The following is a 15,905-nucleotide window of genomic DNA, read 5'->3' as shown; positions in this document are numbered from 1 at the left end:
CGAAAGGGGCTCGCCTCGTCATGTCCAGAACCGTGAAGACACTCAAGCGGCTTTCCGCCGTCGCCGCGACGGCCGCCTGCGCTCTGGCCTTCTCCACCCCGGCCCACGCGCAGGCGAATGCCTACCTGACTCTGCTCAACCAAGGCACCGGCAAGTGCCTCGCCGTCCCCCACGCCAGCGAGGCCAATGGGGTCGGCCTGGTCCAGTGGGAGTGCAAGGGTGAGGCCGACGCTGAGCAGAGATGGCAACTGGAACACGTCGCGGGCGGCAACGGCGACCGCTACCTCGTACGGAACCGCAACAGCAGCAAGTGCCTCGCCATCCCCGGAGGCACCTCGGTCAACGGCACCCAGGCCATCCAGTGGACCTGCAACGGCGGCAGCTCGCAGATATGGATCCACGACAGCAGGAACCGGCTGCGGAACCTGGCCAGTGACAGGTGCCTGGCGATCCCCAACGCCAGTGCGGCCAACGGGACCAAGGCCATTCAGTGGACGTGCGCGACGAGCCTCGACCAGAGGTGGCTCTGGTAGCGCGCAGACCGTGCGGCCGATCCGGTCGCACACAGCTGCCGCCCGCCGGGTCGCCCCATCACGGGGTCGCCCCGGCGGGCACAAGGGCCAAGCGTCAAGGGCCAACAAGGCCGTTTGCCCTGGCGTTTCGGGGCTGGACGGCCGCCAAATGCCGACTTCCAAGGACGCCAGCATGCACAGACGCAGTGCCGTGATGGCGGCCGTGACCCTCGCGGGCGCGGCCGTACTCACGGGTTCCTCCCCTGCCGACGCGGCACCGACGGCTGCCAGGGATCCCGTCCACGCCAGGCTCTACAACCAGAAGACCGGGAAGTGTCTGGCTGTCCCTCGCTCCAGTACGAGCAACGGTGTCGCGTTGATCCAGTGGCCCTGTACCACGAGCGGAAGCCAGTACTGGTCGCTCGAACCCGTGTCGCGCGGCCACCGCGTACGCAACCTCGCGAGCGGCAAGTGCCTCGCCATCGGCAGCGGCAGCACCGCCAACGGTGCCACGGCCATCTAATGGACATGCGGCGGTGGCGACGAGCAGGTCTGGGTACGGGACGGCCTCGACCGGCTGAAGAACCTGAACAGCGCCCGGTGTCTGGCCATCCCCGCAGGCACCACGGCGAACGGCACCGAGGCCATCCAGTGGACCTGCTCGCGGAACACGGATCAGCAGTGGCTCTGGTGAGGGGAGAGCGGGCCGCTCGCAGCTCCGGGCGCTCGTCGGCCTTGATCCTGGCCCTCGTCGCCGCCCTGCTGGGTGGTTTCCTCGCTCCCGGCTCCGCGTCGGCCGAGCGGTTTTCCGGCGAGTCGACGGTCCACACCAACACGGCGACCGAGGGCGACGGCACCCGTACCCCCGACATCGTCAGCACGGGCGCGGACAGAGCCGTCGTGGCCTGGCGGGAGGGCACCGTTCCCGGCAAGGTCGACCAGGGATACATCCGGTACGGGTACACCACTGACGGCGGCGCGAGTTGGAGCCGCCCCAAGGTGCTGGCCCAGGAGACCAGCCAGTACGCCTGGCACTACGTCGTCCTCTATCAGGCGGGCGGGGAAGTCTTCGCCTACCTCGGCAGGACGTCGGCCACGAGCAGCAACGGCCTGCCGATCGACGCGGTCGTCGTCAAGCGCAGCACCGACGAGGGGCACACTTGGCAGGACTATCACGTCAGCATGCCGACGGACATCCGCAACCTCATCATGGCCGGGCGCCCGCTCCGGCTGGCCGACGGCACGCACGTCATTCCATTCTGGTCGTCGGGCAGGCGGAACGGACTGCTGCGCTCCACCAACCTCAAGAACTGGACGGCCGGCGGCTTCGTTCCGGACCCAAGTGGCTATCAGGGCGCCGAACCGCAGATCGCCGTCGAGCAGGACGACTCGCGGACCCTGGTCATGAAGGCCCGCAGTTCCCGCACGCCGTCGAGTCAGGCCTACGCAGCGACGGCCACGAGCACCGACAGCGGCAGGACCTGGACCCCCTTCGCTCTCGACCCCAACGTGCCGAACCATGACACCAAGGGCTACTTCACCAAGGACAGCGGCGGCCGGTACCTGGCCATCTACAACACCGCCAAAGACCGGCAGATCCTCCACTACAAGGTCAAACGCCCCGGCGGGTCCTGGGGGCCCGGACGGCTCTTCGCCGACGGGCCCCCGGTCACCGACGGAACGGGGGCGGGCTGGGACACCTATGCCATGGCTGACGAGTACGCGCCCGGACGGTTCTACGTAGCCTGGGAGCACGACACCTCAAGCATCAAGGTGCGCAGGCTCGACATCTCCGGCACGGGGCGCTCCCCGCTCAGCCCAGCGCCGCCCGCTTGATCGACCGGGCCCGCCGCGCGACCTTGCGCACCGCCGCGTTGCGCGGGATGAACGCGAGCTGCACCGGGATGCCGCCCGGCAGCGCGAGCGCGGTCAGCCTGCGCTTCTTGAAGTACCGCCAGGTGCGCTCGTTCAGGTGCGCGGCGAGATAGCGCTCCGTGGCGGGGCGCAGGCTCGGGTAGATCTTGGGCTGCATGGCGAAGCCCACGGCGCGCACCAGACCGCTCAGCGCCGCCGTGTCCGGCTCCGCGCGCCGCCCGGAGACGGCCTCGCGGTCGCCGAGGTCGGGCAGCAGCGCGTCGACCAGGGTGACCGGGACGCGGTTGCTGTTCTCGTACGGCTTCAGGCGCTCCAGGAGCGTCTCCGTGCCGATGCGCGCCACCGGCAGGTCGTAGAACGCGGAGGCGGTCAGCAGCGCCGTGGAGAAGCAGCCGACGACGAGGGCGGGCCGCAGCCGCTGGTACAGCACCTCGGCGAGCACCGGCGTGTCCAGGACGGTCAGCTCCACGCCGAGCCGCTCGGCCTCCTGCTCCAACTGCCGCGACCAGCGCGCGGGGGCCGTCGGGTGGGGCTTGAACACCACCTTCTTGTGCCCGAGCGCCGCCGCGCCGCGCAGCATCCGCGCGTGCAGTTCCTCCTCCTCGTCGGCGGTGAGGATGGTGAGGGCGGAGAGGTACTGGCCGAGCAGCAGCGCGGGCTCCGCGATCCGCGACAGCGCGTCCAGGGAGCCCGAATCGGCCTCGCTGTCGGCGAGTTCACCGAGGACCTTCAGGAAGGTGTCGGTCGGCACGAGCTCGGGCTCGACGCCGAACTCGGTGAGGAGCAGCGGCTTCAGGCCGGGCACCAGGTCGAGGTGGAGCAGCCGCCGCACCCGGGTGCCGACCAGCGGGTCGATCTTGTTGCGGGTGGGGCCGTAGCTCATCAGGCCGTCGGCGTAGACGTCGACGGGCGCGCCCGTGAAGATCTGCGCGAGCGCGAGCGCCGGGTTGACCTGGATGGACTCCACGGCCAGCTCGACGTTGTCGTCGCCGAGGTCCCAGGCGAGCCGCAGATAGCGCTGCCACAGCGGCAGGTCGTCGCCGCGGGGGGACCAACTGCCCGGGTGGAACGGCGAGATGGCCTCGTTCCAGGACAGGACGTCGTCGAAGCGGCCGCGCAGCCGCTCGAAGCCGGGCATCGTGTCGACGGACGGCGTGGTCTCCGGCGTCGCCGCGTTGTTGGCGATCAGCAGGACGCGCCGGTCGGCCGGGCCGAAGCGGTCGGCGTCCAGGGCGGCGGCCAGGGTGGCGACGCCGTACAGCGTGGACGCGAAGAAGATCTGCGTGGTGCGGCGGCGGGCGTCGGGGCGCGCGGCGGCGAGGGCGGCGGCGTGCGGGTCGCGCACGGCCTGACCTGCGGGGATCACGCGGCCACCTCCCCGGCGCCGACGGCACGGCGGCGCAGTCGGCGCAGCCGCGTCGCGCGCTGGACGTCCATGGAGTCCAGGGCCTCGTCGAGGACGCCCTGCGGCATGCGCTTGAGCGCGGCGGCGCTCAGCGACTTCAGTTTCCGGGCCACGGCCGGCTCGAACCTTTCGATGGATCCCAGATGGTGGGAGATGATCGCGCAATACGTGCGCACGGCCTTCGGGAGCAGCACGTCCGCGTCACGGTCCTCCGCCGTCTCCCGCACCACCTGGTCGAACGCCTTGATGAAGTCGAGCTGGCGGACGTCGCCGATCTGCGTGAGCGACGACGCGACCCCGCGCCGGTAGAAGACACCGAGCAGCCCCACCGCGGCGAACGACTTCGCCTCCCGGTGCAGCCGCCAGATCCACGGCCGGTCCTCGGCCGTGCGCAGCCCGTGGGTGAAGTGCAGCAGGCCTTGGTCGAGCAGGCGGCGGTGGTACATCCCGGCCCAGGCGAAGGCGTAGTCCACGGATGTGGAGCGGTCGGCGGGCAGGATCACGTCGCGCGGGGACATGACCACGTTGCGCAGACCGTGCGGCACCCGGTGCACGCTGCGGGCCCGCGCGGTGCACTGCACATGGTCCGTGCGTACGAAGTCGCAGCCCAACTCCTCGATCGCGCCGAGCAGTTGCTCGTAGTATCCGGGCGCGAGCCAGTCGTCGCCGTCGAGGAAGGTGATGTACTCGCCGCGGGCCGCGTCCAGACCCGTGTTGCGTGCCGTGGCCAGGCCCCCGTTCTGCTCATGTCTGAGGTGCACGGCGCCGGGGAGCTCGCGCGCGGCACGTTCGAGCACGTCCGGGGTTTCGTCCGTCGAACAGTCGTCGACGAAAATGAATTCGAAGTCTCCACGCACGTTCGCGTGCAGGGACTTCAAGGTGTCGGGCGCGTATTGCTGCACGTTGTAGAACGGCACGATGACGGAGAGCTTAACCACGTGCGAGACGTTAGGTGTCGGCCCGGCATTCGTCTTGTCCCGCAGTGGGATGTCAGGTGAACGAAGCGTGGCGGAACGGTTAACCGGGCACCCCGTCACACGTTTGCCAGGCCCCTTCGCCATTCGTCGGCATGCTGTTAACCGTTTGTTGCACCTGAGTTGGGCCATCAATCGGAATGCCTTCCTAGCGTCTTCGCTGTGCCAGTAAGCAACAAGACGACGCGAGTCGCCGTGCTCGCCGACTCCGACACCCGGTGGAAATGGGGCTCGCTCACCGCGAAGCGCCTCACGGGAGCCGCCGAGGGCGACGGGGCCGCACCGGGCCTCCGCCTCGACGGTTATCTGCTCCGCGGCCGGGCCACCCCCACCCCCCGCCAGCTCGAAGAGGTCGGGGTGCGCGCGGACAGCATGCGCGAGGTCACCGCCATCGAGTTCCTGAACGCCGTGGGGTCCGGCCGTGACGAGGACGCGCCCGACGTCCCCGACGTCCCCGACATCATCGTCCTCGCCCTCGTCGGCGGCGCCGTGCAGGCCGTCCTGCACGGCCTCGCCCGCGCCTTCGCCGGCGCGGCCCGGCGCCCCGTCGTCGTCACCGGCTACGTCGGCGTCGTCTACGAGAAGCTGGCCGACGGACTGCTCCTGCGGCACGGCGCGGACGTCGTCCTCGCCAACTCCCGCCAGGACGCGGAGCGGTTCCGCGCCGTGTACGAGGGCGTGGGCGCCGACGCGTCCGGCGTCGTGGAGGCCGCGCTGCCGTTCCTCGGCGGCGAGCCGTACGCCCCCCGCGACCCGTACACCGTCGTCTTCGCCGCCCAGCCCTCCGTGCCGGAGAAGCGGGCCGACCGGGCCTACTTGCTGTCCCGCCTCATCCAGCACGCCCGCCGCCACCCCGAGCGCGAGGTCCTGCTCAAGCTGCGCAGCAAGCCCGGCGAGCACACCACGCACATCGAGGAGCTGCCCTACCAGAAGCTGGTGCGCGGCGCGGAGCAGCCCGCCAACTTCCGCCTCGTCTACGGGCACATGGGCGAGGTCCTCGACCGCACCGACCTGCTCGTCACCGTCAGCTCCACGGCCGCCCTCGAAGCGCTGCACCGCCGCATCCCCACGGCCGTCCTCACCGACCTCGGCGTCCGCGAGGCCCTCGGCAACCACGCCTTCATCGGCTCCGGCTGCCTCGCCTCCTGGGACCAGCTCGACGCCGGACGGAGCCCCGAGCCCGACCCCGACTGGGTCGCGCGCCAGGGTGTCGCCGCCGACGGGGCGTACGAGACGGCGTTCGACGCGGCCCGCGAGCGGGTGGCGAAGCTGACCGGCCGCGCCCGCGAGGGCTCGCTCCCGCCGATCCGGCCGTACTACACCCAGGTCACCGCCCCGGGCTACCTCCCCGGCATCCTGGCCCGCCACCACCTGGGCCCGGACGCCACCCCGCTGCCCGGCGCCCCCGCCACCGACCGCGACCCCGGCCCGGTCCGCCAGGCCGTCCGCAGCGCCGCGCGCGGGGCGTACCGGCACGGCGTGCAGCGGGTCGCGCCGGTGATCCGGCGGATGGGGGAGCTGTGAGGGGGCCGGAGGCGGTGAGCGCCGAGGGCTCTGTGGCTTCGTCGGACCCGACCGGGGGCGCCGTGCTCCCGTCGCACCCGCCGCGGGCCGCCGCGATCCCCCCGCAGGGACCCGGCAGGGCCGCGCCGACCGCCCCCGCCAGGACCACCCCGGAATCCATCCCCCGCACCGGGCCCGCCGCCCCGACCAGCCCCCCACCAGGCATCCCTGAAGGAGCCTCCATGTCCAAGCCCCACCCAGCGGGCCCGTCCCACCCGGAGGGCGAACCGGCGCGCCGCGTCCTCGCCGTCATCCCCGCGCGCGGCGGCTCCAAGGGCGTGCCCGCCAAGAACCTCGCGCCGGTCGGCGGCGTCCCCCTGGTGGCCCGCGCGATCCGCGCCTGCGTGGCCTCGCCGCTGGTCACCGACGTCGTCGTCTCCACCGACGACACGGTGATCGCCGAGACCGCCCGGTCCGCGGGAGCCGAGGTCGTGCTGCGCCCCGCCGCCATCGCCGGGGACACCGCGACCAGCGAGGCCGCGGTCCTGCACGCCATGGACGGCTACGAGGAACGGCACGGCGTCACGGTCGACGTGGTCCTGCTCGTGCAGTGCACCAGCCCCTTCATCGTCCGCGAGGACGTCGACGGCGTGGTCGGCGCGATCGTCCGCGGCGGCGCCGACACCGCGCACACCGTCGCGCCCTTCCACGGCTTCGTGTGGCGCGACGCCAGCGACGAGCCGCCCGCCATCGAGGGCGAGCGCACCGCGGCCGAGGGCGGTACGACCACGGTCGTCACCGACACCACCACCTCCGGCGGCTACGGCGTCAACCACGACAAGTCCTTCCGGCCGCGCCGCCAGGACCGCCCCCAGGACCTCCTGGAGACCGGCGCGGTCTACGGCATGGCCGCCACCGGCTTCCGTACCCACAAGCACCGCTTCTTCGGGCACACGGAACTCGTCCGCACCGACCCCGCGCGGGTCCTGGAGATCGACGACCCGCACGACCTCGCCCGCGCCCGCGCCCTCGCCCCGCTCTTCGACGCGGACCGCGACGGGGCGCTGCCGACCCGCGACGACATCGACGCGGTCGTACTCGACTTCGACGGCACCCAGACCGACGACAGGGTGCTGATCGACTCCGACGGACGGGAGTTCGTCACCGTGCACCGCGGTGACGGCCTCGGCATCGCCGCCCTGCGCAGGTCGGGCCTGACGATGCTGATCCTGTCCACGGAACAGAACCCGGTCGTCGCCGCCCGCGGACGCAAGCTCAAGATCCCCGTCCTGCACGGCATCGACCGCAAAGACCTCGCACTGAAGCAGTGGTGCGAGGAGCAGGGCATCGCTCCCGAGCGCGTGCTCTACGTCGGCAACGACGTCAATGACCTCCCGTGCTTCGGCCTCGTCGGCTGGCCCGTGGCGGTCGCGAGCGCCCACGACGTCGTACGCGGCGCCGCACGCGCGGTCACCTCCGTCCCCGGTGGTGACGGCGCGATCCGAGAGATCGCCGCCTGGATCCTCGGCCCCTCCCTCAACAGTTAAGGAAAGTCCCCCCATGAGCAACACGGCCTCCAACGACCGCCTGCGCACGTTCGGTTCGAAGACCGCAGGGCCCGGCCACCCCGTCTACATCACGGGTGAGATCGGCATCAACCACAACGGCGACCTGGAGAACGCCTTCGCGCTCATCGACGTGGCCGCCGACGCCGGCTGCGACGCGGTGAAGTTCCAGAAGCGCACCCCGGAGATCTGCACCCCGCGCGACCAGTGGGACATCGAGCGCGACACCCCCTGGGGCCGGATGACGTACATCGACTACCGCCACCGCGTGGAGTTCGGCGAGTCCGAGTACCAGGCCATCAGCGAGCACTGCGCCAAGCGCGGCATCGACTGGTTCGCGTCCCCGTGGGACACCGAGGCCGTCGCCTTCCTGGAGAAGTTCGACGTCCCGGCCCACAAGGTCGCCTCCGCCTCCCTCACGGACGACGAGCTCCTCCGCGCCCTGCGCGCGACGGGCCGCACGGTCATCCTCTCCACGGGCATGTCCACGCCGAAGCAGATCCGCCACGCCGTGGAGGTCCTCGGCTCGGACAACATCCTGCTCTGCCACGCCACGTCGACGTACCCGGCGAAGGCCGAGGAGCTGAACCTCCGCGTCATCAACACCCTCCAGGCCGAGTACCCGAACGTCCCGATCGGCTACTCCGGCCACGAGACGGGCCTGCAGACCACCCTCGCCGCGGTCGCCCTCGGCGCCACCTTCGTCGAGCGCCACATCACCCTGGACCGCGCGATGTGGGGCTCCGACCAGGCCGCGTCCGTCGAGCCGCAGGGCCTGTCCCGCCTCGTCCGCGACATCCGCACCATCGAGGCCTCGCTCGGCGACGGCGTCAAGAAGGTGTACGAGTCCGAGCTCGGCCCGATGAAGAAGCTCCGCCGCGTCGCGGGCGTCGTCGCCGAGGCGGGCGACCGCGAGCCGGTCGCGGTCTGACCTCCGCGTCGGACACGGCCGCGGACACCCGATTCCGTCCAGCCGTACGCCGGCGCCCCCGGACCACCGGGGCGCCGGCTTCCGCGCCCCGCAGTCCCGGGCGGCGCGCCCCGCGGTCTCCGCTCCCGGAGACCGCGGCTTCGTCGGCTCCGGCCCCGGTGGCCGGAGCTTCGGCGGCTCCACGGGGGACCGCCGCACCGCAGTGCACGGGAGGACCCATGTCAGTACGAAGCGCTCGGCGCACCGCCACCACGACGACCGACGGGGGCACGCTGGCGTTCGTGGAGTCGCCGGTGCAGCTGCTGAATGTGCTGGAGTGGGCGCATACGGCGATGCGGGCCGAATCCCCGCAGGAGCACCGGCCGGTGAGCGAGTCGGTGAGCGAGTGGGCGAGCCCCTCGGGGAGCCCCTCGACGAACCGCCCGACGAACCCCCCGCTGGAGCCGCCCGAGGCTCCCGAGTCGCCCGAGGCGCCCGAGGAGCTGACCCTGGTCGTCCTCTCGCCCACCGACCCCATGACCCGGGGCCAGCTGCGCCGCATGTGCGAACTGGCGCGCGGGGAGGGCTTCCACGTGCGCTGGGAGGAGGCGCGGGGCGGTACGACGGCGCCCTTCCACACGATCGGCGGCCTGGCGGGTCCGCTGCGCAGGGCCCGGCGGATAGTGATCGGCGACCCGTTCTCGCGCTACGTACAACTGCTCCTGTCCATCACGCGCGCACGCGACCTGGTGGTCGTGGACGACGGCACGGCGACGATGGAGTTCGTCTCCCAACTGGCGCGCGGTGAACGCCTGGTGCGCTGGCACCGCAGAGGGGGCCGCCCGGGCGCGCGGGACATGGTGTTCATGCCGGTGTCGTCCAAGGCGCGCCGCAGACTCACGCCGAGCGGCGACCGCAAGGTCGAGGTCTTCTCGTCGATGCCGATCGAGTCGGCGCCGGACGGGGTGACCGTCACGGCCAACGCCTTCGCCTGGACGCGGGCGCGCTTCGGCCCGCCGCGCATCACGAAGGGGGCGGACCTGGTCGGCACGTCCCTGGTGGAGACGGGCGTGGTGGACCTGGACCGCTACGTCGAGGCGGTGCGGGCGCTGGCCCGCACGCACGGCGCGGCCCGCTACTTCGCGCACCGCCGCGAGAGCGCGGAGAAACTCCACCGCCTGGCCGTCGACACCGGCCTCCAGATCGTCCGCCCCGAGCTCCCCCTCGAACTCATCGCCCGCAGGGGACCCATCGGCCGCACCATCCTCAGCTTCCCCTCCACCGTCGTCCACACCCTCCCCCTCGCCCTCGCGGGCACCGAGGTCAAGGTCGCCGTCATGGACATCGACCCGACCTGGCTCACGGACTCGGCCTCGCCCCGCGCCCAGGGGTTCCTGTCGGGGGTGACGGGGACGGCACGGGACGTGCAGCGCCTGGCTTCGGTGGTGGACGAGGAGAACCAGAAGGCGAGCCCGGCCCAGGGTCAGGCACCCGGCAACGGGGTGAGGCAGACGGCCACGGCGTGAAGGGGGCGGGACAGCCCGTCCTGCCCTCACCTCCGCGGCTACTTGGCGACATCTCTTGCCTGCGGTGCGCGACACGAGGTCCCGCTTGTTCCGTCTGTCCGACGGAAAATGGACGAATCCTGCCCGTCGCCTGGCACGCTGCCGGACTTCGACGGTGACGGCATTCGTGACATGGCCGTGGCCGACCCCGAAGCCACCGTCGACGGCGAGGTGAACGCAGGCCTGGTCCGGGTCGTCCTCGGCGGCGTCCTCGCGCAGCTCGATGAGGGAACGCAGGCGCACGCGGGGGTCGAACGGCAACTCCGGTCGCTCCGCCACCCGGTGCACGCTCGTGACCTGCCCTTCGTGCCCTTCGTGCCCTTCGTGCCCCTCGGTGGTCATCGCCGACGTCGTCGTCAGGACAGGCTGCATCGCCACCGCGACATGGATCTCTTCCGGAGTTCGGCCCTTCCCCGCTTGTGGGGAACGTGAGTTCATGAGGCGCTTTCAGTGTCAACTCGGGGCATCAAGGGGTGGGAATCCGAGGTTCCGGGGAGCCGGTCGGCGCCCCCCTCGCGGGGAGGCGGTGGGGGCGCCGACCGCTTCCGGGGACCGGGAGAGCCCCGGAAGGCCAGCGGGCCCGGGGTCGGGCCATGACTCCCTACGTTCGGAGCGTCGGACGGGGAGGATTGGGCATCGTTGCCGATTGGTCCTGGCGAATGGTTCGTCAGGTGAAAGGGAAAGGTGGTTACTTCCCGCCCTCCTGCCTGAACTCGCCTTCTCTGTCGGTGTTTGCGCAAGGCAAGTGAGAGCACGGTCTCGTCGGCAGGGGGCGCCTGGACTTCCCGTGTGGCTTGCTCCTGCTCTTGCCGCTCACTCGGTTTCCTTACCAGGAGCCACCTTTGCTCTACCGAAAGAACGTCCTGCGCTTCGGCGTGCCCGCAGCCGTCCTCGCCCTCGTGCTCACCGCGTGCGGAGGGGACGACGACGGTTCGAAGGAGTCGAACGGCAAATCCACGAGCGAGGCGCCGACGGCGGACTCGCAGGAGCATTCGAACGAGGGGAAGCCCGCCGGGCAGAAGCCGGGCGCAGGCGGTGTCCTGGGCACCGGCAAGAGCGCCACCGGCAAGGTCGAGGAGGGGGCCACCCCCGTCACGTACGAAGTCGTCGCCCAGAAGGTCGACGTCGGCACCGGGGCCGACACGCGGAAGCTGGTGCGGGACCCCGAGAAGGCCAAGGGGCTCGTCCCGGCCGTCGCCCACCTGAAGTTCACGCACAAGGGCGGCGGCGTCGTGAAGGAGACGCCCGACGCCGCCGTCGTCGGCGGGCCGGGGGTCGCCGGGCGCCCGAGCACCCCCCACGACCCGTCAACTGCCCGTCAGCCGCTTGGTGCGATCTTCGAAGGCCCTCCACCGCAAGGATGACCCCACGCCCAGAGGTGGACCCCCCTGACCTGCGGTGATCGCTCTCCGCCTAGCGGAGGTAACTATTCTTCATACCCGCCGTACCAGCCGGACATGCGCACGCGGCCAGCTTTCTTACCTCAATCTGGCTGAACTTTTGTTGATCGAGCCTTAGTTGGCCGGTCGATCGCCTTACCCTTCACAGGGTGAACCAATTGATGTCCCGCGAGTCCGAATCCGAGCCCGTGCCGCCCGGGGATCTGCCCGGCGCGCTGCCAGAGGAGCTGCGCGCCGAACTCGTGGCCTTCCGTCGCGACTTGCACATGCACCCGGAGCTGGGCCACCAGGAGTTCCGCACCACCGCGGCCCTGAAGACCCGCCTGGAGGCGGCGGGGCTGCAACCCCGCGTCCTGCGCATCGGCACCGGACTCATCTGTGACATCGGGGGCACCCCGGACGGCGGCGCCGCCCCCGGCCGCCCCGGCCGCCCCGTGCTGGCCCTGCGTGCCGACATCGACGCCCTGCCCATCCCGGACACCAAGACGGGCGTGTCCTACCGCTCCACGGTCCCCGACCGCGCCCACGCCTGCGGCCACGACGTGCACACCACCGTCGTCCTCGGCGCCGGGCTCGTCCTCGCCGACCTCGCGAAGCAGGGGCTGCTGCCGCACCCGGTGCGGCTGATCTTCCAGCCCGCCGAGGAGGTCCTGCCCGGCGGCGCCACGGACGCCATCGAGTGCGGCGCGCTCGACGGCGTCGGCCGGATCATCGGCGTGCACTGCGACCCGCGCGTGGACGCCGGCCGCATCGGCCTGCGGCACGGGCCCATCACCTCCGCCTGCGACCGCCTGGAGGTCTCCCTCGACGGCCCCGGCGGCCACACCGCCCGACCGCACCTGACGACGGACCTCGTCACCGCCGCCGCCAAGGTCGTCACCGAGGTCCCGGCCCTGGTGGCCCGCCGCGTCGACGCCCGCTCGGGCCTCGCCGTCACCTGGGGCCGCATCGAGGCGGGCCACGCCTGCAACGTCATCCCCCAGCACGCCGAGCTGTCCGGCACCATCCGCTGCCTCGACCTCGCGGCCTGGCGGCAGGCCCCCGACCTCGTGCACGCCGCCATCCAGGAGATCGCCGACCTCTACCGCGCCAAGTCCGAGATCAACTACGTCCGAGGCGTCCCGCCCGTCGTCAACGAACCCGTGGTCACCGACCTGCTCCGGGACGCCATGGCCGCCCGGCGCGGGCACGCCGCCGTCGAGGACACCGAGCAGAGCCTGGGCGGCGAGGACTTCTCCTGGTACCTGGAGCGCGTCCCGGGCGCCATGGCCCGGCTCGGCGTCCGCACCCCCGGCGAGCGCGGCATCCGTGATCTGCACCAGGGCGACTTCGACGCCGACGAACACGCCATCACCGTGGGCGTCGAACTCTTCACGGCCGCCGCGCTCATCGACGGCGCGACGCGTTCCGTTTGACGGTTGCCGCCACTCGTTCCTTTTGACGTCCGCCACCGCCCGTTCCGCCCGAGGGCCGCAACCTCCGATTAACGCCCGCGCAACTCCCCTTGCGCGGGCGTAACCCGTACCGCCCGACACGGGCGCGCCGACCCCGCCACGAATCGATAACGGCCACCGCCGAACCCGTTCCCCTCCCTTTCTACGCGCGTTAATGTGCGCCGAAATCAGCGCCGTCACCGGTGCTTTGGGGAACGTTCGAAACGTAAGGGGTGCGTCCTGTGCGTCGACGTCGAGTGTCGAGGATTTCCCAAGTGGCCGTGGCGGTGGCGACGTTCGCCCTCGTGGCCTCCGCGTGCGGCGGCACCAGCAGTGATGCCGCCAAGGACGACGAGGGAGGGAAGAAGGGGGACGGGAAGTACTCCGGCAAGGGCATCGGTCTCGCGTACGACATCGGCGGCCGGGGTGACCAGTCCTTCAACGACGCCGCGTACAGCGGGTACCAGCGGGCCCGCAAGGACCTGAAGATCGGCGGCATCGACATGGAGCCGGGCGACGGCGAGTCCAGCGCCGACAAGACGCAGCGCATCGAGACCCTGGCCCGGCAGGGCTACAACCCGGTGATCGGCGTCGGATTCGTGTACGCGCCCGCCGTACAGGAAGTCGCGAAGAAGTATCCGAAGATCACTTTCGGCATCGTCGACGACGACACCGTCAAGGCCGACAACGTGGCCGATCTCGTATTCCACGAGGAACAGGGCTCGTATCTCGCCGGAGTCGCCGCGGCGAAGGCGACCAAGGTCAAACACGTCGGATTCATCGGGGGCGTGGACATCCCGATCATCCACAAATTCGAGGCCGGTTTCGTGCAGGGCGTGAAGTCGGTCGACCCGAAGATCGAAATCGAGAAGCGGTATCTGACGGAGAAGCCCGAGGAAGGCGGATTCGCCAGCCCCGACAAGGGGCAGGACGCGGCGAGCGGACAGCTCGAAGCCGGGGCCGACGTGCTCTACCACGCGGCCGGGCTCTCCGGGCAGGGCGTGATCCAGGAGGCCGGAGCGAAGAAGAAGTGGGCGATCGGCGTCGACTCCGACCAGTACAAGCAGAAGGCCCTCGCCAAGTACAAGAAGTACATCCTCGGCTCCGCCCTGAAGGACGTCGGCGGTGCCGTCTACGACCTCGCCAAGTCCGTCGTCGACGGCAAGCCGATGACCGGCACCCAGCGCTACGACCTCAAGTCGGGCCGGGTCGGCTTCTCCGACGCCAACCCGGCGTACCGGGACATGAAGGACGTCGTGGCCGCGGTCGAGAAGGCCAGGAAGGACATCGTCGAGGGCAAGGTGACGGTCAAGACCCGGCCTTGATCCGGGTTTTGTGTGGTGTGTCCGACGTCGTACGTATAACGGCGTCGGACCCCCGTCCTCGGGTCGTACGTATAACCCGTTGGGCCCCAATGAATCCGCCGCAGATCAGGCCTCCGGTGGCCGCCGCACCCGGCCGTCACCCGCCCGACGCCTGGTGGCCACAGCTCGATAACGGACCGGACAGAAGGGTTCTTATGTCAGGTCTACGCGCGTTACGCTGCGGCGAAATCAGCGCCGGGTGAGGCGCACTGCACGTACGTGGCTCGTCGTGCGTCCCCAGGTCCGCAAGCCGCGTCCGTACTCACGTCCTTGTACATAAGGAGTTCGTCTCTATGCGCCGGGTGTCCCGAATAGCGCTCGCGTCTGCCGCGACCGCCGCTCTCGCCGTTTCCGCCACCGCCTGCGGCGGTACCTCCAGCGACGCCGCCAAGAACGACGACGGCAAGAGCAAGGGTGTCGCGATCGCGTACGACATCGGCGGCGCCGGCGACCAGTCGTTCAACGACGCCGCCACCGCGGGCATGGACCGCGCCTCCAAGGAGCTCAAGGTCGGCAAGAAGGCCGTCGAGCCCACCGACGGCGAGTCCGACGCCGACAAGGTCCAGCGCCTCACCGAGCTGGCCAAGCAGGGCTACAACCCGGTCATCGGTGTCGGCTACGCCTACGCGCCCGCCATCAAGGAGGTCGCGGCCAAGAACCCGGACGTCACCTTCGGCATCGTCGACGACGCCACCATCAAGGCGAAGAACGTCGCCGACCTGGTCTTCAACGAGGAGCAGTCCTCGTACCTGGCCGGTGTCGCCGCCGCGAAGGCCACCAAGACCAAGACCGTCGGCTTCATCGGCGGCGTCGACAACCCGCTGATCCGCAAGTTCGAGGCGGGCTTCGTCCAGGGCGTCCAGGACACCGACAAGTCGGTCAAGGTCAAGCGCCAGTTCCTCACCGAGAAGGCCGAGGACGGCGGCTTCTCCAGCCCGGACAAGGGCAAGGAGGCGGCCAGCGGCCAGATCGAGGGCGACGCCGACGTGGTCTACCACGCCGCCGGTCTCTCCGGTCAGGGCGTCATCGAGGCCGCCGCCGCCAAGAAGGTCTGGGCGATCGGTGTCGACTCCGACCAGTACAAGCAGAAGGCGCTCGCCAAGTACAAGAAGTACATCCTCACCTCGGCCACCAAGGACGTCGCCGGAGCGGTGTACAACCTGGTGAAGTCGGTGAAGGATGACAAGGCCGAGGGCGGCGTCGTGCGCGCGGACCTCAAGTCGGGCGGTGTCGGCCTCGCCGACTCCAACCCCGAGTTCACCAAGATGAAGGACCTGCAGGCCTCCCTGAAGAAGGCCGAGCAGGGCATCACCAGCGGCAAGATCAAGGTCAAGACGGCGCTGTAATGGCGCCGTTACGGCGGCGGAACGGGGTGTGAGGACACTGGCGCAACAGCCTC

Annotated in this window: 13 protein-coding genes and 1 pseudogene; 12 read left to right on the top strand and 2 right to left on the bottom strand. The window is 70.8% G+C overall.

Annotation, left to right across the window (positions count from 1 at the left end; genetic code table 11):
• The first annotated feature begins 20 nt into the window (after positions 1–20).
• The 3 genes and pseudogenes from QUY26_RS14365 to QUY26_RS14355 all read left to right on the top strand — a co-directional run bounded on the left by QUY26_RS14365 (position 21) and on the right by QUY26_RS14355 (position 2,348).
• On the top strand, positions 21–533 hold the full coding sequence (locus QUY26_RS14365) for an RICIN domain-containing protein (RefSeq protein ID WP_289946626.1): 513 nt from the start codon (positions 21–23) through the stop codon (positions 531–533).
• Between the two features lie 148 nt (positions 534–681).
• Positions 682–1,206 (top strand): annotated as a pseudogene (locus tag QUY26_RS14360) (RICIN domain-containing protein).
• On the top strand, positions 1,194–2,348 hold the full coding sequence (locus tag QUY26_RS14355; RefSeq protein WP_289946623.1) for a sialidase family protein: 1,155 nt from the start codon (positions 1,194–1,196) through the stop codon (positions 2,346–2,348). Before QUY26_RS14360 ends, QUY26_RS14355 begins: the two are co-directional and overlap by 13 nt.
• Here the strand turns inward: QUY26_RS14355 and QUY26_RS14350 are convergent.
• Together QUY26_RS14350 and QUY26_RS14345 are read right to left on the bottom strand one after the other, a co-directional pair.
• Positions 2,326–3,732 (bottom strand): polysialyltransferase family glycosyltransferase, encoded by a 1,407-nt coding sequence (locus tag QUY26_RS14350; RefSeq protein WP_289955709.1) that lies wholly within the window; start codon positions 3,730–3,732, stop codon positions 2,326–2,328. The two genes, QUY26_RS14355 and QUY26_RS14350, sit on opposite strands and share 23 nt — an antisense overlap.
• A gap of 17 nt (positions 3,733–3,749) precedes the next feature.
• Positions 3,750–4,730, bottom strand: a complete 981-nt coding sequence (locus QUY26_RS14345) for a glycosyltransferase family 2 protein (RefSeq protein ID WP_289946621.1) — start codon at positions 4,728–4,730, stop codon at positions 3,750–3,752.
• A 198-nt stretch (positions 4,731–4,928) separates the two neighbouring features.
• On the opposite strand from QUY26_RS14345, the gene QUY26_RS14340 reads away from it, so the two are divergent.
• From QUY26_RS14340 to QUY26_RS14300, 9 genes are all read left to right on the top strand, one after another.
• The gene (locus QUY26_RS14340) at positions 4,929–6,290 is read left to right on the top strand and encodes a DUF6716 putative glycosyltransferase (RefSeq protein WP_289946619.1); all 1,362 of its coding nucleotides are present in this window, start codon (positions 4,929–4,931) and stop codon (positions 6,288–6,290) included.
• 221 nt (positions 6,291–6,511) lie between these two features.
• Positions 6,512–7,816: an N-acylneuraminate cytidylyltransferase gene (locus tag QUY26_RS14335; protein WP_289946618.1), complete on the top strand. Its 1,305-nt coding sequence runs from the start codon at positions 6,512–6,514 to the stop codon at positions 7,814–7,816.
• A 13-nt stretch (positions 7,817–7,829) separates the two neighbouring features.
• Positions 7,830–8,765: an N-acetylneuraminate synthase family protein gene (locus QUY26_RS14330; RefSeq protein ID WP_289946615.1), complete on the top strand. Its 936-nt coding sequence runs from the start codon at positions 7,830–7,832 to the stop codon at positions 8,763–8,765.
• A gap of 218 nt (positions 8,766–8,983) precedes the next feature.
• Positions 8,984–10,270: a hypothetical protein gene (locus tag QUY26_RS14325; protein ID WP_289946614.1), complete on the top strand. Its 1,287-nt coding sequence runs from the start codon at positions 8,984–8,986 to the stop codon at positions 10,268–10,270.
• A gap of 171 nt (positions 10,271–10,441) precedes the next feature.
• Entirely contained in the window at positions 10,442–10,741 is a 300-nt protein-coding gene (locus tag QUY26_RS14320; protein ID WP_289946613.1) for a hypothetical protein, read from the top strand.
• Between the two features lie 410 nt (positions 10,742–11,151).
• The gene (locus tag QUY26_RS14315) at positions 11,152–11,673 is read left to right on the top strand and encodes a hypothetical protein (protein WP_289946611.1); all 522 of its coding nucleotides are present in this window, start codon (positions 11,152–11,154) and stop codon (positions 11,671–11,673) included.
• 197 nt (positions 11,674–11,870) lie between these two features.
• Positions 11,871–13,124, top strand: a complete 1,254-nt coding sequence (locus QUY26_RS14310; RefSeq protein WP_289955708.1) for an amidohydrolase — start codon at positions 11,871–11,873, stop codon at positions 13,122–13,124.
• 299 nt (positions 13,125–13,423) lie between these two features.
• On the top strand, positions 13,424–14,467 hold the full coding sequence (locus QUY26_RS14305) for a BMP family lipoprotein (protein WP_289955707.1): 1,044 nt from the start codon (positions 13,424–13,426) through the stop codon (positions 14,465–14,467).
• 332 nt (positions 14,468–14,799) lie between these two features.
• On the top strand, positions 14,800–15,852 hold the full coding sequence (locus QUY26_RS14300) for a BMP family lipoprotein (protein WP_289946610.1): 1,053 nt from the start codon (positions 14,800–14,802) through the stop codon (positions 15,850–15,852).
• Positions 15,853–15,905 lie beyond the last annotated feature (53 nt).

The organism is Streptomyces flavofungini (genome assembly GCF_030388665.1).
Lineage (GTDB): Bacteria > Actinomycetota > Actinomycetes > Streptomycetales > Streptomycetaceae > Streptomyces > Streptomyces flavofungini_A.
The sequence above is the reverse complement of the archived record's forward strand: the minus strand, read 5'-3'. Positions and strand labels throughout refer to the sequence as shown.